At 55.6% G+C, this 21,514-nt stretch carries 21 protein-coding genes; 11 read left to right on the forward strand and 10 right to left on the reverse strand.

Going from position 1 to position 21,514, the window contains the following annotated elements:
• Nucleotides 1–12: 12 nt before the first annotated feature.
• Nucleotides 13–1,224, reverse strand: coding sequence for an MFS transporter (locus tag UF78_RS09055; RefSeq protein ID WP_045161830.1), 1,212 nt, complete (start codon nucleotides 1,222–1,224; stop codon nucleotides 13–15).
• Nucleotides 1,225–1,457: 233 nt separating this feature from the next.
• Between UF78_RS09055 and UF78_RS09060 the strand changes: the two genes are divergently transcribed.
• Together UF78_RS09060 and UF78_RS09065 are read left to right on the forward strand one after the other, a co-directional pair.
• Nucleotides 1,458–2,231, forward strand: coding sequence for an AraC family transcriptional regulator (locus tag UF78_RS09060; RefSeq protein WP_045161831.1), 774 nt, complete (start codon nucleotides 1,458–1,460; stop codon nucleotides 2,229–2,231).
• 91 nt (nucleotides 2,232–2,322) lie between these two features.
• Nucleotides 2,323–2,790, forward strand: a complete 468-nt coding sequence (locus UF78_RS09065; protein ID WP_045162058.1) for a GNAT family N-acetyltransferase — start codon at nucleotides 2,323–2,325, stop codon at nucleotides 2,788–2,790.
• 284 nt (nucleotides 2,791–3,074) lie between these two features.
• Here UF78_RS09065 and UF78_RS09070 read toward each other — a convergent pair whose 3' ends face one another.
• Nucleotides 3,075–3,737: a hypothetical protein gene (locus tag UF78_RS09070; protein ID WP_155397614.1), complete on the reverse strand. Its 663-nt coding sequence runs from the start codon at nucleotides 3,735–3,737 to the stop codon at nucleotides 3,075–3,077.
• A 305-nt stretch (nucleotides 3,738–4,042) separates the two neighbouring features.
• Between UF78_RS09070 and UF78_RS09075 the strand changes: the two genes are divergently transcribed.
• The 3 genes from UF78_RS09075 (at nucleotide 4,043) to UF78_RS09085 (ending at nucleotide 6,157) form a co-directional block, all read left to right on the forward strand.
• Complete coding sequence (locus UF78_RS09075; protein ID WP_045161833.1) at nucleotides 4,043–4,471, forward strand: DoxX family protein; 429 nt, start codon at nucleotides 4,043–4,045, stop codon at nucleotides 4,469–4,471.
• 413 nt (nucleotides 4,472–4,884) lie between these two features.
• Nucleotides 4,885–5,544, forward strand: a complete 660-nt coding sequence (locus UF78_RS09080) for a glutathione S-transferase family protein (RefSeq protein WP_045161834.1) — start codon at nucleotides 4,885–4,887, stop codon at nucleotides 5,542–5,544.
• 133 nt (nucleotides 5,545–5,677) lie between these two features.
• Complete coding sequence (locus tag UF78_RS09085; RefSeq protein WP_045161835.1) at nucleotides 5,678–6,157, forward strand: VOC family protein; 480 nt, start codon at nucleotides 5,678–5,680, stop codon at nucleotides 6,155–6,157.
• 292 nt (nucleotides 6,158–6,449) lie between these two features.
• On the opposite strand, the gene tcyN is transcribed toward UF78_RS09085, so the two are convergent.
• The 4 genes from tcyN to UF78_RS09105 form a co-directional block, all read right to left on the reverse strand.
• A complete protein-coding gene (gene tcyN, locus UF78_RS09090; protein WP_045161836.1) occupies nucleotides 6,450–7,208 on the reverse strand; it encodes an L-cystine ABC transporter ATP-binding protein TcyN in 759 nt (252 codons plus the stop codon).
• On the reverse strand, nucleotides 7,208–7,876 hold the full coding sequence (tcyL, locus tag UF78_RS09095) for a cystine ABC transporter permease (RefSeq protein WP_045161837.1): 669 nt from the start codon (nucleotides 7,874–7,876) through the stop codon (nucleotides 7,208–7,210). The genes tcyN and tcyL overlap by 1 nt, the downstream gene beginning before the upstream one ends.
• The gene (gene tcyJ / locus UF78_RS09100) at nucleotides 7,873–8,670 is read right to left on the reverse strand and encodes a cystine ABC transporter substrate-binding protein (protein ID WP_045161838.1); all 798 of its coding nucleotides are present in this window, start codon (nucleotides 8,668–8,670) and stop codon (nucleotides 7,873–7,875) included. The genes tcyL and tcyJ overlap by 4 nt, the downstream gene beginning before the upstream one ends.
• Before the next feature lie 110 nt (nucleotides 8,671–8,780).
• On the reverse strand, nucleotides 8,781–9,779 hold the full coding sequence (locus tag UF78_RS09105) for a D-cysteine desulfhydrase (protein WP_045161839.1): 999 nt from the start codon (nucleotides 9,777–9,779) through the stop codon (nucleotides 8,781–8,783).
• 479 nt (nucleotides 9,780–10,258) lie between these two features.
• Here UF78_RS09105 and UF78_RS09110 point away from each other — a divergent pair, with 479 nt between their 5' ends.
• From UF78_RS09110 to UF78_RS22860, 4 genes are all read left to right on the forward strand, one after another.
• A complete protein-coding gene (locus UF78_RS09110) occupies nucleotides 10,259–10,816 on the forward strand; it encodes a PAAR domain-containing protein (protein ID WP_045161840.1) in 558 nt (185 codons plus the stop codon).
• Nucleotides 10,813–11,418 (forward strand): hypothetical protein, encoded by a 606-nt coding sequence (locus UF78_RS09115; RefSeq protein WP_045161842.1) that lies wholly within the window; start codon nucleotides 10,813–10,815, stop codon nucleotides 11,416–11,418. Before UF78_RS09110 ends, UF78_RS09115 begins: the two co-directional genes overlap by 4 nt.
• A complete protein-coding gene (locus UF78_RS09120; RefSeq protein WP_045161843.1) occupies nucleotides 11,415–11,786 on the forward strand; it encodes a DUF7079 family protein in 372 nt (123 codons plus the stop codon). The genes UF78_RS09115 and UF78_RS09120 overlap by 4 nt, the downstream gene beginning before the upstream one ends.
• Nucleotides 11,787–12,202: 416 nt before the next feature.
• Nucleotides 12,203–13,168, forward strand: a complete 966-nt coding sequence (locus UF78_RS22860) for a hypothetical protein (protein ID WP_155397615.1) — start codon at nucleotides 12,203–12,205, stop codon at nucleotides 13,166–13,168.
• 249 nt (nucleotides 13,169–13,417) lie between these two features.
• Here UF78_RS22860 and UF78_RS22865 read toward each other — a convergent pair whose 3' ends face one another.
• The 3 genes from UF78_RS22865 to UF78_RS09130 form a co-directional block, all read right to left on the reverse strand.
• Nucleotides 13,418–13,957, reverse strand: a complete 540-nt coding sequence (locus UF78_RS22865) for a hypothetical protein (RefSeq protein WP_155397616.1) — start codon at nucleotides 13,955–13,957, stop codon at nucleotides 13,418–13,420.
• Nucleotides 13,958–14,095: 138 nt separating this feature from the next.
• Nucleotides 14,096–14,782 carry a hypothetical protein gene (locus tag UF78_RS09125; RefSeq protein WP_045161844.1) on the reverse strand — a complete coding sequence of 229 codons (687 nt, stop codon included), beginning with the start codon at nucleotides 14,780–14,782 and terminating at the stop codon, nucleotides 14,096–14,098.
• 52 nt (nucleotides 14,783–14,834) lie between these two features.
• Entirely contained in the window at nucleotides 14,835–16,583 is a 1,749-nt protein-coding gene (locus tag UF78_RS09130) for an ATP-binding protein (RefSeq protein WP_045161845.1), read from the reverse strand.
• Nucleotides 16,584–17,213: 630 nt separating this feature from the next.
• Here UF78_RS09130 and UF78_RS09135 point away from each other — a divergent pair.
• Entirely contained in the window at nucleotides 17,214–18,122 is a 909-nt protein-coding gene (locus tag UF78_RS09135) for a LysR substrate-binding domain-containing protein (protein WP_045161846.1), read from the forward strand.
• A gap of 74 nt (nucleotides 18,123–18,196) precedes the next feature.
• Here UF78_RS09135 and UF78_RS09140 read toward each other — a convergent pair whose 3' ends face one another.
• Nucleotides 18,197–19,903 carry a BCCT family transporter gene (locus UF78_RS09140; protein WP_045161847.1) on the reverse strand — a complete coding sequence of 569 codons (1,707 nt, stop codon included), beginning with the start codon at nucleotides 19,901–19,903 and terminating at the stop codon, nucleotides 18,197–18,199.
• 410 nt (nucleotides 19,904–20,313) lie between these two features.
• Between UF78_RS09140 and UF78_RS09145 the strand changes: the two genes are divergently transcribed.
• Nucleotides 20,314–21,504 (forward strand): aromatic ring-hydroxylating oxygenase subunit alpha, encoded by a 1,191-nt coding sequence (locus tag UF78_RS09145; protein WP_196298650.1) that lies wholly within the window; start codon nucleotides 20,314–20,316, stop codon nucleotides 21,502–21,504.
• The last annotated feature ends 10 nt before the right edge of the window (nucleotides 21,505–21,514 follow it).

Below are 21,514 nucleotides of genomic sequence, written 5' to 3' on the forward strand. Positions count from 1 at the left end.
GGAACACACGGCTCACACCCCTTTGGTCGACGGCAGCAGAATCGTCAGAATTCCGAGCAGTGGCAGGTAGGAACACAGCCGATACACGTATTCGATGCCGTGGACATCTGCCAGATGCCCGAGCAGTGCCGCGCCGATACCGCCAAAACCGAACATCAGCCCGAAGAAGACGCCGGCGATCATGCCGACGTTGCCCGGCACCAGTTCCTGGGCGAAGACCACGATGGCAGAGAACGCCGAGGCCAGTACGAAGCCGATGATCATGCTCAGCACCCCGGTCCAGAACAGATCGACGTAGGGCAGCGCCAAAGTGAAAGGGGCGACACCAAGAATCGAAAACCAGATCACCTTCTTGCGGCCGATCCTGTCACCGATGGGGCCACCGAAGAAGGTGCCAGCGGCGACGGCACCGAGGAACAGGAACAGGTAAAGCTGAGAATTAGCGATGGACAGATCGAACTTCTCAATCAAGTAAAAGGTGAAATAGCTGGTAAAGCTGGCCATGTAGAAATATTTGGAGAACACCAGCAGCGCCAGCACCACCAGCGCAAAGGTCACTCTCCTCCTGGAAAGCCCATGGGTCGCTTTGCCCCCCTGCTTGAGCTTGAACAGATTCAAGTGATTTCGATACCAGCGGCTGAGCCCGTAGAGCACTAGGATGGCGAACACCGCGAACAGGCCGAACCAAGCAACGCTGCCTTGCCCGTACGGAATGACGATGGCTGCGGCGAGCAGCGGGCCGAAGGCACTGCCGGCATTGCCACCGACCTGAAAGGTCGACTGTGCGAGGCCATAACGACCACCCGAGGCCAGACGTGCCACGCGCGATGTTTCCGGGTGGAAGGTCGAGGAGCCGATGCCTATTAGCGCCGAGGCGATCAGGATCGCAGGGAAGGTGCCCACAACGGCGAGCATGACGATGCCGAGCAGCGTACAGACCATGCCCGCTGGCAGCAGCCAGGGCTTGGGATGGCGGTCGGTGTGGTAGCCGACCCAAGGCTGCAACAAGGACGCGGTGAGCTGAAAGGTCAGTGTAATCAGCCCTACCTGGGTAAAGGTAAGGCCGTAGTTGGCCTTGAGTATGGGATAGATCGAGGGAAGCACGGCCTGAATCAGGTCGTTGATCAGATGCGCCAAGGCGCAAGCACCGATCACGCGCATGACCAGGGGACTGGCTTGGCTGGCTACCGAGGCGGTCGCCGAGGGAGTAATGCTGCTGGACATCGCAAATCATCCGCACAGGGAAGGGAACATTAGGGTGAGTGTCCGACCAGGCCATACAGCAAGGCGTCGGCATTCGCGGCTCGGCAGGCGTTAAAATCAGGCGCCGTATGGATCGCGGATCGCGTTCTCCTTTCAGTGTTGCTGTCTGGCCACGGGACCTGGCGCTATCCTAGGTTTCCAATAAATTGTCTGTCTTGCTTGATATGGGCGAGAGCTCTCGCAAAAAGGGAATTATGCCCAAGCCGTTGAAAGAATTATTGGCTGCGGTGGACGAAGTGCCCTGGCCGGTCATTAGCAGCGCCACCGATTATCCGGAAGGCTGGTTTATCGAACCCCACTCACACGCCAAGCACCAACTGATCTACGCCATCGAAGGCGTGATGGTTGTGCATTCCGCAGTGAGCCAGTGGACCGTACCGCCCAGCCGGGGCATTTGGATGCCGAGCGGGCAGATACATTCGATTCGCTGCGTTGGCTCGGTGAAGATGCGTAGCGTTTTTGTGCGGCCTGATCTGTTTCGTGAACTGCCGAATGAAACCCGAGCCGTAAGCATCTCCGCGCTTCTGAGCGAGCTGATCAAGCGCTCGGTCGCGATAACGGCACCCTACGAGGATGACTCGCGCGAGGCGAGGCTCATGCGATTGATCCTCGATGAACTCACCCTGTTGCCGACTTTGCCTCTGCAATTGCCCCAGCCGGTCGACCGACGGATCAAAATGATCTGTTCGGCCCTGCAATCTGACCCGAGTGATGGTTCAACGCTGTCGACGTGGAGCGACCGGCTGAATCTCGACGAGAAGACGATCCAGCGGCTCTTTCGCAAGGAAACCGGCATGACGTTCGGTCGGTGGCGCCAGCAAGCGCGGCTGCTGTTGGCGCTTGAGCGCATCGCCGTAGGCGAGAAAATCATCGACGTGGCAGGCGCGTTGGGTTACGACAGTCCTAGCGCGTTCGCCACCATGTTCAAAAAACAGTTCGGGACGACGCCAAGTCACTTTTTCAAATGAGCGCCAGCTTAAAGTTCTGGCGGCTTCACATACGCTATTGGTGTTGGGACGGACTGTTTGGAGAATAGCGGCGATGTCTGGCGAGGGATGGATGGCAATCGAGATTAGAACCGCCAACGAAGATGATGCTGAAGGCATAAGCGAAGTCATCATCGCAGCCCTGAGAACCACCAACGCCAAGGATTATGCTCAGGCTGTAATCGAGCAGGTCGAGAAAAGTTTTTCGCCGAACGCTGTCGCAGCGTTGATATCCAAGCGCATGGTTTTTGTCGCTCTAGAAGCGGGCAAAGTTATTGGGACTGCCAGCCTCGATGACCAAGTTGTCAGGACCGTATTTGTCCATCCGTCCTCGCACGGACAAGGTATTGGCAGCCAACTCATGAGCACCCTCGAGCAAACAGCGAGGGGCCTGGGAATCGAAGTCTTGCGAGTTCCATCTTCGATCACAGCAGAGCGCTTCTATAAAAAGCTTGGCTACTCTGTTGTACGCGAGGCCTTTCACGGCGAGGAGCGAACCATCGTAATGGAGCGTTACTTGATGAATTCTGATTTTGCTTAAATGCGGGTTAAGCTCGTCGCTGCCAAGAGCTGCGGGTTATCAAGGTTAATTGGTGTAGTGAGAGCGAGGCTGTCGGAACATGCGAGTCCAGTAGCAGAACAAGACCAATAACAAAGATGATTTTCGCGATCGTTTGATCGCCTGATCGCTTGGCCCCTGTTGCGCGAACTACAGAATGCCAGGGCATCGCCCGGAACACGCCGGATATATGAATGCATCCGCGCTGACGATAGGATCGGAAAAGCTTTTTCTTACTGGTTGTGGGGACTTGTCCATACGTCTTGTTAGCTTTTGTTGAGCTCACTCCAGAGTTTCAGTGCGTCACTGAAAGGCAAAATAACATCGGCATATACCCAGCAGGAAAAAGAAAGAACAATGCAGGCCCAGCCAATGGATACACATTTTTTATGAGTGAACTTGGAAAAACCCTCACCTGATGAAATTTGTGATGAGCTTATTCTCAGTAAGTAAATAAATAAAAACAATAATGCCGGTATGAACAAGGCTGCTAAGTATTTCGTGTTCCCCTCAATTCCGAGATACAACACCATTCCTAAAAATATTGAGCTTGTGCCGAGCATAAAAATAATGGGCTTATTCGTGAGCCACTTTAGTTTAGGTATAAACGGAAGGGCGGCGAAAATGAATTCTCTTTTCTCCGGCTCTAAGTCAAATTTAAGCAAATAGAACTGTATGCCAAAAACAAGGAACATTGGGACGCAACCCCCTATTAGGGTTTCAAGCCACCAGCCCTCTATCGAGACTAATTCTTTAGCAAACGGATCTAACTCTTTATATTTAGTAAAGTAATCTCCATCAATTAGGAGGTCGATAAGCCAATAACCGAAAAGGGTGAATGCAAGTATTACTAATATTGCTGTGGCCCGAAATTTATGTTTAATAATGGCCTTCAGCGTGCTTGCTATTTTTTTAATCATTGGTTCCATGTTACAAAGATCTCGATTTTGAAAAACCAATTATAATTAGACGACCAATCGTCATCCACTAGGACGATGGTTATCCCGCGCCTGTTGTTGAAGGTTGAAGGGTGAAGGGTGAAGTGGGTGCTCATAAAGCTTGGCTTGCTCTGCTTGCACATCGTCGACCGATCAAGTCGGCCGTCCCTTTCAGCCCTGTTCTATTTTATGGAACCTAATCATCTAAATTTAACGGCTATTTAGTTAAGAAGCTCCCGTGCATCATTTCCTCATTGCGGCTCACCAAGGTGGTGGCCCACTCAGAGGAATACGACATGACCCATTCAATCGCAGGCTCCAGCACCACCCACAACGCCACTTCCGCTTTCGCTTCGACGGCACTCGCCGGACGCGTTCTGCTGAGCGCCATCTTCATTCTGTCGGGGCTCTCGAAAGTCAGCGCGCCTGCCGGAATGATCGGTTATATCGAATCCGTCGGCTTGCCGTTCCCGGCGCTGGCTCTCACGCTTGCCATTCTGATCGAACTGGTTGGCGGCATCGCCCTGGTGCTCGGGTATCGGACTCGACTGGTAGCTGCGGGTCTCGCATTGTTCAGCGTGGTGACCGCGCTGGCGTTCCATAACCAGCTAGGTGATCAGAATCAGTTCATTCACTTCTTCAAGAACCTCGCCATGGCGGGTGGGCTGTTGCAAGTGGTGGCGTTCGGTGGCGGTCGTTTCAGTCTGGACGCGCGCCGCGGTTGATCTCACCGGTTGCTCGCTGGGTGAAGTCCTCCCCCCTGTCGAGACGAGAGTAGGGGAGGATCAACGCCGAGCGAGTGCCCCAGCCCAGGTCGACGGCCCGGTGCGCGAGCGCTGGAGTCGACGCCAGACAAAGAGCGCGACCGCACAAGAGCCTGGTTATTGCCAGGCTCTTGTGCGCGCAACGGTCCGACAATCAGGCAGATGCGCTTCGATCGGCCACCGGCACGCTATCGAAACGTTGCCAGACGACTCGGAGCAGTAAGACATAGCCGATACGCGACACACCTGTAGCGCTATGCATCCATTGGTTAAATCGGACGCGACAAATTTTCGGACGTGTCGATTTCACAGACGCCCGTACGACTAGACCAGCAGTTATCGAAATTGCGGTATCTAAACCGACGGAGCTGACCATGATCAAACTGTACGGAACACCCCCGACCCGCGCGTTGCGCGTTATCTGGTTACTCAACGAGCTAGGCCTGGACTACGAGATGCTCCCGGTGGGCATCCTTGAAGGTGAAAACCGACAATCGGAATTTCTGGCGCTCAACCCCGCCGCCAAAGTCCCGGTGCTGGTCGACGGAAGCCTCGTGGTAACCGAGTCGGCCGCGATTCAGCTTTATCTGGCTGAGAAATATCCCCAGGCGGGTTTCATCCCGGAGTCGGTAGAGGATCGGGCCCAGATGTATCGCTGGATTTTCTTTCTGATGACTGAGATCGAGCAGCCCCTATGGCGCATCGTGCGTCACACTTTCCTGTACCCGGAAGAGAAACGGTTGCCTCAGGATATCGAGCTGGCGAAGCTGGAATGCTTGGAGATGGTGGCGGTGCTCGAGCGACACATGCGGGACCGCGCATTCTTGGTTGCCGACCGGATCAGCGTGGCCGACTTCAACGCCGCTTATACGCTGGACTGGGCGAACGAGGAGAAGATGCTCGAGGGCGCGCCTCGGCTGAAAGCGTACCTGCAGTCGATGTACGCCCGGCCCAAGGCACCGCCAACCATTGCAGAGGCATTCGCGGCGCTTGAAAGCCAGGCCGTTACCGGCGATGCGACGGTGGCCGGGTAGATCCGCGGTTGGCGCTATTTCTAGTCTGTTACTAGCGTTGTCTATCGGCAGCTTCGAGGCGAGCGCGGGGGGATAAGCAGTACCCTGCCGCAGCTTCACGAACTCATCTATCAGCCAAGCATGGAGACCCAACATGATCAGCAAAAACACCGTTTGCCTCTGGTATGACGGCACCGCACTGGAGGCCGCAACCTTCTACGCCGAAACCTTCCCGGACAGCGCGGTGCGCGCCGTCCATCGCGCGCCAGGCGACTTTCCGTCGGGCAAGCAGGGCGATGTGCTCACTGTCGAGTTCACGGTGATGGGCATTCCTTGCCTCGGGCTTAACGGGGGGCCGGCGTTCAAACACAACGAGGCGTTCTCGTTCCAGGTTGCAACCGACGACCAGGCCGAGACGGACCGCTTATGGAATGCGATTGTCAGTAACGGCGGCGAAGAAAGCGCATGCGGGTGGTGCAAGGACAAATGGGGCCTGTCCTGGCAAATAACGCCACGCGTATTGACGGCCGCCTATACCAGCCCTGATCAAGCAGCGGCCAAGCGCGCGTTCGAAGCAATGATGGGCATGCAAAAGATCGACATTGCTGCGATCGAAGCGGCGTTGAAGGGTTGATCGGCATTTAGCATCGAGTGCCGTCAAGGTTTCACCCATTGGCTGCAGATACTGCTTCTGCAGCTGCGGGGGCCGTTGAGAGGAGCAGGCGTGTTTACCGCGTTGCGTTACGACAGCGGTGCACCCCACTCCCAGCGCTTTGACTACTTCGAGCTATCTTCTGAAGCTGCTGGCACGTACACCTTCATTAGCGCCGTTACTGAGCAACAAGCCGTATCCACAGTTCACCTCGGAAAACTCGGGCATGGAATGCCCATGCCCTTGAAGGGGAAGGAAGCGGACGGCGGCTGGTCTAGTGCGCTGGATGGTTGCCGATGAACTTGCTGAGGAACTGTCTTGTGCGTTCGTGTTGCGGCGCGCTAAGCAACTGCCTGGCCTCGCCTTGTTCGACGATCACTCCGTCATCGATGAAGATCGCCCTATCGGCCACGTCACGGGCGAAGCTCATCTCGTGGGTGACGATGACCATGGTGCGTTTTTCTTCGGCCAAGCCGCGAATGGTGGCGAGCACTTCGCCGACCAGCTCCGGGTCGAGCGCCGAGGTCGGTTCATCAAACAGAATCACGTCCGGCTGCATGGCCAGTGCACGGGCAATCGCCACGCGCTGTTGCTGGCCGCCGGAGAGACGCTTGGGGTAAGCGTCTTCCTTGCCGGCCAGGCCGACCTTGGCCAGCAAAGCGCGGCCGCGTTCGAGCGCTTGGGCGCGCGGCTCCTTCTTTACCTGCACGGGCCCTTCGATGACATTCTCAAGGGCGGTGCGATGGGGGAACAGGTTGAAGTTCTGGAACACGAAACCGACGTGCTGGCGCAGCTGGCGAATCAGTCGTTGCTGCGCCTTGAGCGGTTTATCGGCGTCGATGTGGATCGCACCGACGCTGATCTGCCCGCCGCTGGGTTGCTCCAGCAGATTGAGGCAGCGCAGCAGGGTGGTCTTGCCCGAACCGCTGGGGCCGATGATCGCCAGCACTTCGCCGGGAGCTATGTCGAGGTCGATGCCCTTGAGGACGTCCTGGCCGTTGAAAGATTTTTTCAGGTTACGCACGGTAATCATCAGGCGTCCTGCTCGTGGCGGTTGACCCGGTCTTCCAGGCGACCCTGGAAGTACGCCAGCACGCTGGCCAGCAACCAGTAGATCAGCGCGGCGGCCAGGTACATGGTGAAAATCTCGAAAGTGCGAGCAGTGATCAGCTGCGCCTGGCGGAACAGCTCTGGCACCTGGATGGTGGCGGCCAGGGCGGTGTCTTTGACCAGCGAGATGAAGCTGTTGCCCAGAGGCGGCAGGGCGGTGCGTGCGGCCTGCGGCAGGATGGCCCGATACAGAGTCTGTGCGCGGCTCATGCCGATACTGGCGGCCGCTTCCCACTGGCCACGGTCGATGGAGGCGATGGCGGCGCGCAGAATCTCGGCGGTGTAGGCCGCCATGTTCAGCGAGAAACCGATCAGCGCGGCCGGCAGCGGATCGAGCTGGATGCCCAGTTGCGGCATGCCGTAATAGATCATGAACAGCTGCACCAGCAGCGGCGTGCCACGGAAGAACGACACGTAGATCCGAGCCAGCCACTGCAGCGGCCAGTAGCCGTACAGTCGCAGCAGGGCCAGGCCGAAGCCCAGCAGCAGGCCGAAGAACATTCCGCCCAGGCTCAGCACCACGGTCCACCACGCGCCCTTCAGTAGGAAGGGGAGCGAGTCCAGCACCAACTGCAGGCTGTCATCGATCATTGCGTGACGTCAGCCTTGAACCACTTCTCGGAGAGCTGTTTCAGAGTGCCGTCAGCGCGCAGCTTGGCGATGGCCGCGTCGATGGCGGCGAGCAGTTGCGGGTTGCCCTTGCGCAGCGCGATGCCGGACTCCTGGCGGGAGAAGGCATCACCGGCCACGGCTAGGCGATTTCCGGTTTTTTCTACCATCTCGAAGGCCGCCAGGCGGTCGACCAGGATCACGTCGATGCGACCGACGTTGAGGTCCTGGAACTTGGTCGGGTCATCATCGTAGGTGCGGATATCGGCTTGTGGCACGTTCTCTTTGAGCCATTGCTCGTAGTTGGTGCCGAGGCCGACGCCGACCTTCTTACTAGCCAGGTCAGCGGGATTCTTGATGCTGTCGGCATCAGCCTTACGGGTGAGTGCCTGGATGCCGGAGACGGTGTAGGGCGTGGAAAAATCGTACTTCTGTTTGCGTTCCTCGGAGATGGTCACCTGGTTGATCACCACGTCCAGGCGCTTGGATTCCAAAGCGGCGAGTATGCCGTCCCACTTGGTCGGCTGGAACTCGGCCTTGACTCCCAACTCCTTGGCCAGCGCCTTGGCGAAGTCGACCTCGAAGCCGGTCAATTGGCCGCTTTCGTCCTGATAGTTGAAGGGCGGGTAGGTGCCTTCCAGTCCAACCTTGAGGGTGCCGTTGGCCTTTACCTCATCCAGCAGATCGGCGGCGAACACCGGGGAGAACAGGCTGGAGCCGAGCAGAAGGCTCAGGGTGCCGAGCAGAAAACGACGACGCAGCGTTGTGAATTTCATGGTGGGCCTCGGGATGGGCAGGTGAGTGTCGGTCAACTCTAAGCGTGTAGGTTTATTCGATAAAATAATTAGAAAATATCATGTCCGATATTTTTGGAATATGTAACGCACTACAGTGCCCATGGATGATAGCCAAATAGCGCCGGGGCACCGCCGGTATGCAGGAACAACAGCGGACCCCGGCCAGGGATGGCACCCTGGGCAATGCCGTCGAGCAGGCCGGCGAAGGCCTTGCCGGTGTATACAGGATCGAGCAGCACGCCTTCCTGTTCGGCAAGCAGGCGGATGGCGGCCAGGGTGCCGGTATTCGGCTCGCCATAGCGCGGCGCGAAATACTGGTCCCAGAGTTCGATCTGAAGCCCCGCCGGCACGTCGACACCGAGCAGATCGGCGGTGCGCTCCAACAGGCCTTCGACCTTCGGCCGCTGGGTCGCCTCCGGGCGCGATACGGTGACGCCGACCACCCGACTGCCTGGCCGTGCATGTTCCAGCGCCAAGGCCAGACCACTGTGGGTTCCGGCACTTCCGGAGGCGAGCAACACAGCAGCGAAATCCTCACCCTTGCGGTGCATCTGCTCGGCCAGCTCCAGGCCGGCACGCACATAACCCAGTGCGCCGAGCGGGTTGGAGCCGCCGATGGGCACCACGTAAGGTTTGCGTCCGGCGTTGCGCAGGCGCTCGGCGGCGGTCTCTAGCAGTTCGTCGGCGTTGTCCAGATTGGCGACAGCTTCGATCTCGCAGCCGAAAAGGTCGAGCAGCACGCGGTTGCCGTTGCTTAGGTAATTGCTCTCGGTGGTACCCAGCGGATTCTCCAGCAGCGCCAGACAACCCAGACCGAGCCTGGCCGCCAGCGCCGCGGTTTGGCGTACATGGTTGGACTGGATGGCACCGGCGGTGACCAACACTTCGGCACCTTGGGCCAGGGCATCGGCGCCTAGGTATTCGAGCTTGCGCGCCTTGTTGCCACCGAGGGCCAGCGGGGTGAGGTCGTCGCGCTTGATCCAGACATCCCGACCCAAGTGACGTGACAGACGCGGTAAATGTTCGAGAGGTGTGGCTGCGGCAACCAACTCAAGGCGAGGGAAGCGGGCGAGGGCGTCGGTGAGCATGAGAGCAGGCTTCTGCACAGAGATAAGTGATCACTGTAGAAGGCGATCCATAACTGCCGCAAGCCGATATCCGGCGGGTTGGCGCTGCATTTTTTGTCGTTGAGGGAATGTAAGGACCAAAGGATGGCCGTTGGACCGGTAGAACCTTGCCAATGCTCTTAAAGGTTCGAGACCTGCATCAGCAAGCCCTTGTCGTGCGCGGTGTGGGGGAGGGCGAACATGCTGGGGTGTAGTTGCTAGCAAGTGCTTGCTGACCGATCTCTACATAGTTCGAATGGCCTCTACCGGCCAAGAGGGGTCATTGAGCATCTACGAAACAAAGGAAGATTCCGACCTCCAACTTTATGGCGCATAGGACCTCGTTGAGGCTGACCATAAATGCAATGCGCGACGAAAATCACCGCAACGCTCACCCGTTAGCTACAGTAGGCAGTGACCCAACGGATCCATATTTGGACGAAACCACGAGAAGGACTCTCATGTCAGGCAAACCCGCAGCTCGCCTGAGCGACCCAACCTCCTGCCCGGTCCCCGGACATGGCACACCGGCCATCACGTCCGGCTCCCCGGATGTGCTGTTCAATAACCTCCCCGCTGCGCGCCTTGGAGATGCTGCTGGCTGTGGCCAGGCCATATCCGGTGCTTTCTCCTCCACCGTATTTATCAACGGCAAGAATGCCGCGATGCTAGACAGTACGCTGAGCCATGGCGGAGTAATCATCGGCGGATCGGGTGATGTGCTGATTGGCGATACGGTTATCACGTCGCCCTTCACCGCTCCGCCACCTCTGGCGACCGACAAATGGATCAGCTTCCAGATTCCGGCAACTGAGCGTTACACCGGTTGGAAGTGCATCGCCCACTTCGATGACGGATCTAGCCTTGATGGCGTCATCGGCAGCGACAACCGAGTGGCCTTTAGCAATCTCTCGGGGTCAATCTGCACCCGCGTTGAGATCCCCGTACCAGAGGCTGGCGAGCAGCCCGCCGTAACGGACAAGCTGCTCGCTATCATCTTTGAGAGTAGCCAAGTATGACGGGGAGCATTGAGGTACTTGGCCAATACCAGACTCAGAGCGTTCACACCCTGCCCGGCTCGCCACTCGACGAGGCCCTCGCCAGCATGGAAGGCGTGGCGACAAGATTTTCACTTGATGCCATCAACGACGCGCAGACACGCGCCAGCTACGCCGCAAACATCAAGCGGATATCCGCTCAGGTACGGTCGGATGTGGCAGCAGGCAGGATAAGCAGCCAGGCAGGGGTCGAGTTCTGCCACGAGATGCGCAACAAAATCATGGCGGAGCACCGCAAGCTGACTTCGGCTACCGGGCTCGCCAAAGCACAGCAGCACAAGCAAACTCCACCAACCCTGCCTGAACTATTCGAAAAGTACGCCGCCCGCAAGTTTGGTAAGAAGGTAAAGGAGACTGCACGCCAAGGCATGATTATCGGCGCCGGTGCTGCTGGCGGGTTTCTCGCAGGCCTTGGCGTCTCGCTCGTCTGCGGCCCTGGCGCTCCTTTCTGTGCCATTGCCTTGGTACTTGCAGGCAGTGCAGCTGGCGGAGTTGCAGGCAGCCTGGCGGCCGATGCCCTAGATGACGAACTCGAGGAGCTCTCCAATTGGGAAGTGTTTTGACACACGACGACAAAGTTCGTTTATGGTCGGCGCTTTCAGATGTCTTCATCGACAACGAGATCGATTATCCGGCAATAGCACGGGAGGTGGCAGGATACGACCGTGCTGCGGTAAAGGAAGCCTTTTTCGAGGAGGTGGCACCCGTTTGCTACTCGAACATGCAGGCACCTATACCACCGATATGGACGGCATTCGACAGCACCCGGCTTGCCGATACCATTGACAGCAACCAGCAGGCTCGTCGGAGTTCCAGGTTCCGCCGCATGCGCCACAAAGTTCTGGTCGCCTATCTGCGTTTTCGACTTCGTGGGGATTGGAGTCGCATCGAGCAAGAGTTGGAAGGGCAAGATTCGCAAAGGGCTGGCTGAGAATTGGATAATAGCGCTGCCTGCTGCGCATCGAGCGAGTCAGGCCGTCTCGCCCCATGAGCGCGCCCATCGTTGAAGCGAAGAAGCAGTGGCGATGACTGGTTTCGGCCAGAAGCAGTCGTCCTTACTTCGGCACATCAGTTACACCAGTCCTTCCGGGCCGTATGCGGCGCTTGCCACTTCTCTACCTGACCGTCGCCGTGAACCATACGCTCAGCTCTGCTTAATTTGTAACCGCCCAGCCTCACGCTGCTGAAAAGGGAGGCACTCTTTTAGCCAATACTCAACCGTACAATCTGCTGTATTGAAATCCTTATCGATACTTGCAAATAAAATTCACTCTAAAGATTGGGAGGCGCTTGCCGATATGCAAATAGGTTAATTTAAATTATTTAGACTATATGCCGGGGTATAACATGCATGGAATTCGTGCCGAAACTATTATGTCAACGATAGATAGGCAGGCAGGGTCATTATCCAAGTATATACAGATAGGAACTAACGAATTCCTGCCGCCCCTCCAGCATGCATCTAGCAGTTTCCCTAAAAATGACGTTTCCTTATCCTCCGCTGCTTTAGAAATAGCCACAATCCTTAAGCGTAGCACCACTAACTCGAATGCGTCCGCCGCCTCGTTTGATAGCTTCATCCAGAACATGCATAGCGAATTGTCCGCAAAAGGAAAAGATGCAGATATTCTTAAAGAAATACCGAAATCCAATGATCCAGGTCGAGTCGGGCTCGCCAAGCAAGCCGCTAATTATCTCCTGAATATTCAGTATGGTGCTGAATCCTTATATGACGACGCATCTTCGGACAATCCTTTTGAAAGTCTGGACCGGAAGTCTTTATCGTCGATAGCGTTTGATGATTCTGGCGCTTTTACCTCTGCTGAACGGCAGGTAGCTTTCTTTGAATTATCGACGCGAGATGCTGAATTTCGTATCAAGGTTTATGATACACAACCTCATATTTCAGTGAGCGATGGTTTTCAGGGACAGATTACGACCTTGCTGGCGGATGCAAGCCTAGTTTCCGCGATGAGTGAAGCGGAGCAGTCCTGGAGAGAATGGCCTTCTTCTGAAGAGCTTACTGCACGAGCAAGTTTAATCATGGATAGCTCCGGGAAAGAGGCAGCACCCCTTCCGTCCTACCAAAACCTCAAAGGAACTGATAATTCTGTGTTGGCAGCAGTTACGAATAAGGAAGGCTCAACCTCCTGGAAAAATATCTCTATCAAAGATCTAAATTCGTCGGCTCTGGCCGTAAGCCTAATAGACTCCTCGTTCGAACTCAATTTAAGCCCATTGAATAAAAGCAAAAGTGTTTCAGGCAGCTTGTGGGTGTCTCTATATACGGAGATTGACAGCTTTCGGAAGTAGCTGCCTAAGCCGGTGTCATTTCAAGTTACTCAGCGATAACTAGCGTGCGCACATGGTGCTCAGGAATATGGAGCGGATGCAACGCTAAAGGGTACTTTGGAATGACCGCTTCCGGGCCAGAAGCTGCCTGTGATGATCTACAGCAAACGGCCTGAAGCGAACGCCACTAGTGCACCACAAAAACTGGCCTGCGACGCTGCATCTATTCATAACGGCAGGATAAGATCGGGTCTGCAACGCCCTAATGCTTTAGCGTGGCGAGTCTGTGAGTACAAGAGTTCCATTGCGGAGCGCAAAATATCCAGCGTTATTTACGTGTATATTTTCCGAATTATTATATGGAGGAGTGCATTCTACATATGCACGCAAGACAAAATGGTTTTGCTCTGCAGGGTATTTGCTTAATACTGGAAGCGCGTGAGCAATGCACTCATTTATTTCATCTGGATAGATGCGCTCCACACTATTCGGATTAATAAGACCACCAAGATAAGTATAGTCTTCCTTCACTACGCTGAATGTATTGTTTCCAGCAGATATACGCAAAATGAACCTAACCTTGAATGACGAAACACTATTCCTGGAGCTTATGTTAGCAACATCAACCCTAACGCGATCATTTTCTGGCATAACAGAAACTTTGATGATGGGGAAATGCTCGTATTGCTCCAAGCGTTTCTGTAAATCAAAAGTTGCATTCGATGCCTGCTTGGCCTCTCGCCGTGCTTTCCAAGAAATACCAAGTGCCAATATTGCAACTGCCGTTGTGATCAAGAACTTCCAATCCATGCTTACTCCTATGAGAAATGGGTGTGGACTTATTTATAGGGTAGGCCGGCTACTTTTGGCCGCTTCGAGCCTGACACGATAGGCAAATACCGGCCAAGAGTAGTCATTACATACTTATAAAAAGGACGGAGTGTTTAATTACGCGATTTCTAATCCGTATTGAAATAGCGCCATGTCCATAACTCGCGCAGTGGGGTATGGAAGTTTTAGACGTCCTGTTTCTAGGTGCAAGGTGGGGGCGTTTAGCTCCCGAACCACGCCGGCCAAAGCGGTAAGTCCCTTCCCGCTGGCGGCGGTTATGAAGGGACGTCGGGGAAATAAATCACGGCAGGCCGCGATGTAAAAACGGTCAAGCGCCGGGCATTCTCCCCAGACCCCCATCAGAATTTTCGTCTTGAGAGTAGCAGTCCAAGAGACGTTAGATGCTAACGATTCCATGGAGCCCAGTACTGAGTCCATCAACGTCTGGTGGTATACCAGTTTCGGAGCGCCTGGGGCGAAATCATCCATAGAAAGCTCCAACAACTCGGGGCCTTGACCTTCAAACAGAAGCTTGGCTAAAGCCTTCATCAGATCTAGGTTGCTATTCTGCAAAAGCCCTGATGAGCCGCGAAACATTCCCCAGTTCGCTAGGTAGAAGCCAATGTGTAGCGCAGTGGTCTCTATCTGATCCTCTGAGATGAGGTCAGCCCAGTTAGCACGGGATTCGTTCCAGATGTACTCGTAAAGGAACTCCCAGGCTTTGAGTCTTGGATAATCGTTGCCCGGCGAGGGCAGGATGTTTTGGTAATAGGCTTCAGCGTAGATGTTAGCGTCAAAGGTCATGCCCGACTTCCTGTAAACCTTGAGGGTGTGATTGCTAATGTGGCGAGGAGAACTAGGCCGGACGTGATTGCAACTGCCACTGAATTTGTCTTCTGGCAGTGGAAAAGACATCGACGAAAAGCATTGCCGAAACGTTAGGTTCGAGGTTGGCAGCGGGGAAATCCTCAGACCGCTTGCCTCCGATTATCAGCACCTTGATTGGTTTGCTGACATGTTTGGCGAAATCATGGCGATAGCTGGTCGCTTGCTGGTAATCAACGTATTTGAGTGCATGACTGGGGCGTTTGAACTCAATCAGCAAATATGCTCCATTGAGGTCTTCGCTTAGGAGGAGGTCAGGTCGTTTGGAGGCGAGTTCGCCTACGTACCGGTCACCGAGATAGTCTTCCACCTGACGTTGTAGTGTCTTGTTAGAGCTGAACAGCGAGTACTCTGGCCCAAGTATCCAGAGGCTGTTCTCTATCGCTCGATGCATAGTCGCCTCAAGGGTGTTGGTCGTTGCTGCCAACATCTCGAGTTGATCCAAGTAAGCGGATCGAGCGTTGGCTTGTTCTACAAGGAAGGCCATATCTGCAAGGCCAAATTCGCTGAGTGAGTCCACTACGGCAGAGATGTCACGACGCTTTGCATCGGCAACATGCTCAAGAAGAATTCGGTAGTCGGACCGTTCGAGTGCTTCCAAAATTACAAATACGATTGGCTCGACTTTGCTAGGGGCTTCGTCATAGTACTTTTCCAAGATTCGTTTGATGGCACGATCTGCGTACTCACGCTTGAACTCTGGCATTCCAGCCAATCGCTCATGAATTGTCTTCTGCAACCGAGCGTGAGCCAGACGCATCTCCATTCCGTGCGTCTCTACAAACGCATCCCTAAGCTTCGCCTGTACGTGCTCTGACACTTGGTGGAATAACTCACTGTTTTCTACAACAGCATCCCATCCCGCAGTGACATGTTCGCTCAACCCATCGGCGTCGATTTCACCAAACATTTTTCTGAGAAGCTTGGGCGGAAAATCATCGCATTCGTCTAGGCCGAAGAAGCTTGGCTTTCCCACGGCTTTACCGTCGACCATCAACGTGATTCCCGGCTGGCGCAGGCCGGTCTTGGCATCACTGATGGCGAAGCGCAAGATTACATCACCTACATCAGGTAGAGTGGTGCTGTCTTCGCGGTAAGTCCCAGAGAGATCGTCGATGGCCAGGGGCTTGCCATTGACCATGATACTGAAGCCTTTCTGTCTGCCATACTCTTGGAGAAGAATCTGGCGAAGCTTAATGGCATCGGGGTAGGCTAGTTCTTGGTGTAGATCCGACAGCGTTATTGTGGTGCCGTGAAGCTCTGGTGAGCAAGGCACCACTTCAGCATCAATTGGTAAGTGTTCGATATCAGCCTGCTCCTCCAGCGCTTTTAAACTCAACGTGAAGCTGACTTCACTGCTCCGTGCGTAAGTTGTCAGTTTCATAACTGATGCAGCCATCAAGCCTGCGAACTTACCGATTCCTTTTCGACCTTTGATTAGTCGTTGCTTTCCAGTCGTTCGCAGGCCGCGTTTGGAGCGACGATCAGATGCAATTTTTAAGTAATGAGCGGAGAGTTCCTGGGCGGTCATCCCCGTCCCGTCATCTATGACTAAAACTGGATCATTGCTGAGGGGGGCAGGTAGAGTGATCGACACCTGCTCCGCATCAGCATCCCAAGCGTTATCTACTAGCTCCTTCAATGCCTTCTCAGTGGATGAGTACTCTTGGCTGAGTAGAGTTGCCAATCGTGAGTCCACTTGGAAATGTAATTTTTTCATCGCGCGACCATGTCCCTATTTCTCATCCGCTCAAATACGAATCCTTCCGGGCAGGACGCCTCACGGATACCGGTTAATACGAAGTTTTAACCGATACGACCATTGATGGCAATTGGCCTCAATTGACGTTGTACCGAGGAGCATGAGGGGCCGTCACAGAGAGGCCTATAGGTACGTTGCGTAATAAGGTGACAGATTTACTCACGGGCTAACCGTCCGCTTCTGGCCGAAAGCGGCCTTTCGTTGTCCGTCATCTTACGCCAGTAGCATTGCCTCTTTTGTATTTGGCAGGCTCTCGGTTTTTCTTTATGGATAGTCGCTGGTCTGGGCTAATACCGAGTCACAAACAGCTCAGGCTAAGTTTATTTGTTGAGACAGGCCAAAGCTGTTAGATGATCGCTGTTGGCGGTTTATGGATTTTGTTTGTTGCCCTAGTGAGCCGATAACATCGCACCCGCATCTGGCTGCGGATATCACACCTGGCAGGCAGCCGTGCGGTCAGCTGCAGTCGGTGGTGAACTGCCTGAGATCATCCAATGAATCGTAGGCTGGAGCGCATGTGTTCGCTGTAGCTCTCAGTCACGACGCGATAAGCTTGCTCCGACAAAAATAACTCCCAGACCGTGAATCATGAAGATCCAGCCGCTTCCCCCACTCAATAGCCTGGTGGCGTTCGAAGCTGCCGCGCGCCACCTGAGTTTTACCGCGGCGGCAAGTGAGTTGAGCGTCACGCAAGGTGCTATCAGCCGTCAGGTTCGTCTGTTGGAAGAGTATCTGGGCAAAGGTCTGTTCGAGCGGACGACTCGCTCGATGCGCCTGACGCCGACCGGGACTCAGTACTATGAAACGGTGCGATCGGCCTTGCTCGATGTTGCCAAGGCCACCGGTGAGATCAGGCACTGGCGAGGCGCGCAGCAGGTCACGGTGGCTACCAGTACGGCAATGGCCTCGCTTTGGCTGTTGCCCAAAGTCACAGAATTTCAGCGGGCGAACGAGGACATCGATCTTCGCATCATCGCCCATGACCACGTGAAGAGTTATTCACGTCTGGAATGCGATCTCGCGCTTTACTACTGCCGCAGCACGCCGAACGACATGTTGGTGACTCCTCTGTTCCGGGAGGAGGTGTTCCCGGTGTGCAGTCCCGAGTACTTGGCGAAGCATCCAGAGCTGCGTGATATCGATCAGTTGGCTGGATGCACCTGGCTGTGGCTCGAAGACTCGCAAAGGGATTGGATCGGCTGGAACGAGTGGTTCGAGCGACTCGGAAGCAAGCCTCCGGAGCCGAAGCGCCGGATCAATATCAACAGTTATTCGATGTTGGTCCAGTCTGCCTTGAGTGGGCAGGGGATTGCGTTGGGGTGGTTGAATCTGGTCGATAGCCATTTGCAGAGCGGCGACCTGGTGCGTCCGATCGAAGCCTCGTTGACCACCGATGCTCAGTTCTGCCTTCTCGAGCCGTTGGAACGGGGCCGTGCTCGCCCGAGCGTCAGGCTGTTCCATGCCTGGCTGATGGATCAATTGCCGGTCCATCCCTGACGCAGGAAAAAGAAAAGGCCGCCGATTCATTATCGGCGGCCCTGAGGTCCGTGAGCTTCGCTGGACGTTAGTGGCTAACTGGCTTTTTGTGCGTGGACGACCACAGGATTAGCACTTCCTAGATTCAGGGCGATCGTCGCGTCCTTGCCTTCTTTGGGGTGCGCTTGAGGTGGGACTGCAGATGCGGTTGCCAATGGCCGTGGAAGTCCGGCGAAGCCTTCTTGGCGCAAACAGCGCATCAGGGCAATGCTCATGATCAACATGAACACGGCGATGGGCAGACCTGCGGCGATCGAAGCCATCTGGACTGTTTTCAAACCTCCGGCGTAGAGCAGGGCCATGGCGATCAGCGCTTGTAGAATGCCCCATAGCACACGGATTCCCTGGGGCGGTTCCGGGTGCCCCTCTGCACAGAGCGTACAGAGCACCAGTGTTCCTGAGTCGGCGGAGGTCACAAAGTAGGTGGCCAGCAGCAGACAGACCAGGATGCTCAGGCCCTGGCCGATCAGCCCGATGTCGATTTTCGACAGCAGGGTGAACATCGCCGACGTGGTTTCCTTTTTGGTCGCGGTCAGGATGTCACCCCCGGTAAACGTCGCGGCGTCACCAGTCAACACGCCTTGCTCGACCTGTTGCTGATGAGCTTGACGATCTTCCTGCTCGGCTTTCAGGGCGGAGCCGCCAAGGATTGACATCCAGACGATGGTGACCAGGGTTGGAACGAGCAGGGTGCCTGCAATGAGCTCTCGAATCGTGCGACCACGCGATACCCGCGCAATGAACAGTCCGACGAAGGGCCCCCAAGTCATCCACCAAGGCCAGTAGAACGCCGTCCACCAGTTCTGCCAGCCGCTGTCTTTCTGCGTGTCTGTCCAAAAGCTCAGCCCTACCAGGTTCTGCAGATAATCGCCGGAGCTTTCGAGCATCAGGTTCAGCAAATAGCGCGTTGGGCCGATCGCAAGCACCACGACCAGCAGCAGAATCGACAGCAGCATGTTCCATTCGGATAGGCTGCGAATGCCTCGGGCGACGCCGGACATGACCGAAAGGATGGCGCACAAGCTGATCAGTCCGATCAGCATCGCCTGTACACCGAAGCTGACGGGCAATCCGAATACCTGATTGAAGCCGGTATTGATCTGGGTAACACCCAGTCCCAGTGACGTCGAAACACCAAAGGCGGTAATAGCGACGGCAAGGATGTCGGTTACGTGACCGATCGGGCCGTAGATCCTGTCGCCAATGAACGGATACAAGATGGAGCGCATGCTGAGCGGCAGGCCTTTGCGATACGCAAAGTAGGCAAGGGACAGACCTACGATGGTGAAGATCGCCCAAGGATGCAGGCCCCAGTGAAAGAGTGTCAGGCGCATCGCCATGGTGGCCGATTCGTCGCTCATATCGACGGTGAAAGGGTTCGACGAGTAATGCCAGATGGGCTCGGCGACGGACCAGAAGATCAGGCCTATGCCCATGCCGCCGCTGAACAGCATAGCGATCCAACTCGTGAATCCGAATTCCGGCGTTTCGTCATCGGCGCCCAGCCTGATATGCCCGAACCGGCTGAGCATCAGGTACACGAGCAGCCCAAGGACGCCGGTGACCAGGCTTAGATAGAACCACTTGAAGTGGCTCAGTATCGCATCGGAGGTGTGTTGAAAGAATGCGCCAGCTTGTTCTGCAAGTATGACGCAGAGCAGGACGAAGCTAATGACCAACAGCTTTGACGCAACGGTTACGGTGGGATTAAGGCCCTTGAAAAGGCCTGTCTGTGCACGCATCGGAATGTCCCCTTTTGTTTTTGTTAAGGGTTCTTGTCGTGCGGGGCTCTGCTGCAAACCAACCGTTCACGGTGGCGTCTTGCCACATTTCGGCTGGTCAGGTGGGCGGTGTGCTTGTGTTTTTTTGGGCCCCGCTTGCCGCGACAAAATGAACTTCGGGACTCTGGCGGCACAACTTATTTATTTTCATTGATTCATGAGTTATCGGAATCAATAAGAGAACCTCTTCTTTTTCGACTCCCTCGTGAATGCAGGAAAGCTAGAAAAGTAATTCATGCAAATTTCTCACTAATTGGGCGAGAAAAAATCGTTTGTGGCAGTAGTGTGCGTTTTCCACACTCGGCGACAACGGATACGGCTTGCGTGCCTTCCGAGAATAGAAAACAAGCCCAATGAGGGGAGACAAAACAATGAACAACGCCATCTCTCAACGTATCCCGATCCAGCAGCTGGAAACCGTACTCGGCCCCATCCATCAAGCGACTGGCCTGAGCAACGAGTTCTACACCGAGCAGCGCATTTTCGAATACGAGCGCGACACCCTGTTCGGCCACACTTGGGCGTGCGTCGGTTTCGCTAGCGACCTGACCAAAAACGGATCGGTCAAGCCCGTCGATTTCATGGGCCTGCCTTTGCTGCTCATGCGCAACCGTGAAGGGCTGGTGCAGGTGTTCCACAACGTGTGTAGCCACCGTGGCATGAAGCTGGTGGAGCAGGCCGGTGAAGTACAAGGCGTGATTCGTTGCCCCTATCACTCGTGGACTTACGACTTGAACGGCAGCCTGCGCGGCACGCCGCATGTCGGCGGCATCAACCAGCACAAGGACGAGCGCTTCGCCTGCGAGAAGCACGGCCTCAAGCCCATCCGCAGTGCCATCTGGATGGATATGGTATTCGTCAACCTGTCCGGTGACGCCGAGCCGCTGGAGACAATGCTCGCTCCGTTGACTGCGCGCTGGTCGCAGTTCCTGGGTCAGGACGGCATGTCGCTGTTGCGCAGCCGGCCCGGCCAGGATGCGACCATGCTGGATATCGCCTGCAACTGGAAACTGGCCGTTGAAAACTACTGCGAGGCCTACCACTTGCCATGGGTTCACCCGAGCCTGAACACCTATTCCCGCCTGGAAGACCACTACAACATCCTGTTCAACGAGCGCTTTGCCGGACAGGGCAGCTATGCCTACAACCTGTCCGATGTCGCCGGCACGCACTTGCCGAAATTTCCGAGTTGGCCGCAGGACCGCCTGAAAAACGCGGAGTACGTGGCGTTCTTCCCCAACGTGTTGCTGGGCATCCAGGCTGATCACGCCTTCGCCATGCAGCTAGAGCCAATCGCGCCGGGTCGCACCCTGGAGCACCTGCGTGTGTTCTACGTCGGCGACGAAGCGCTGCAGGACGAGTACGCGGGCTGTCGCAACGCCGTTCTGGAATCCTGGAAGGTGGTATTCGCCGAGGACATCGCCTCGGTCGAAGGCATGCAGAAAGGTCGGCAATCTCCGGGTTACACCGGCGGCGTGTTCTCTCCTGAAATGGACGTCCCCACCCATCATTTCCACAAATGGGCGGCACGCGAGTTCCTCGCCGCTCAACGGTCGGCCTGAGGACGCTCGC

The sequence above is a fragment of the Stutzerimonas stutzeri genome, assembly GCF_000952685.1.
Lineage (GTDB): Bacteria > Pseudomonadota > Gammaproteobacteria > Pseudomonadales > Pseudomonadaceae > Stutzerimonas > Stutzerimonas stutzeri_E.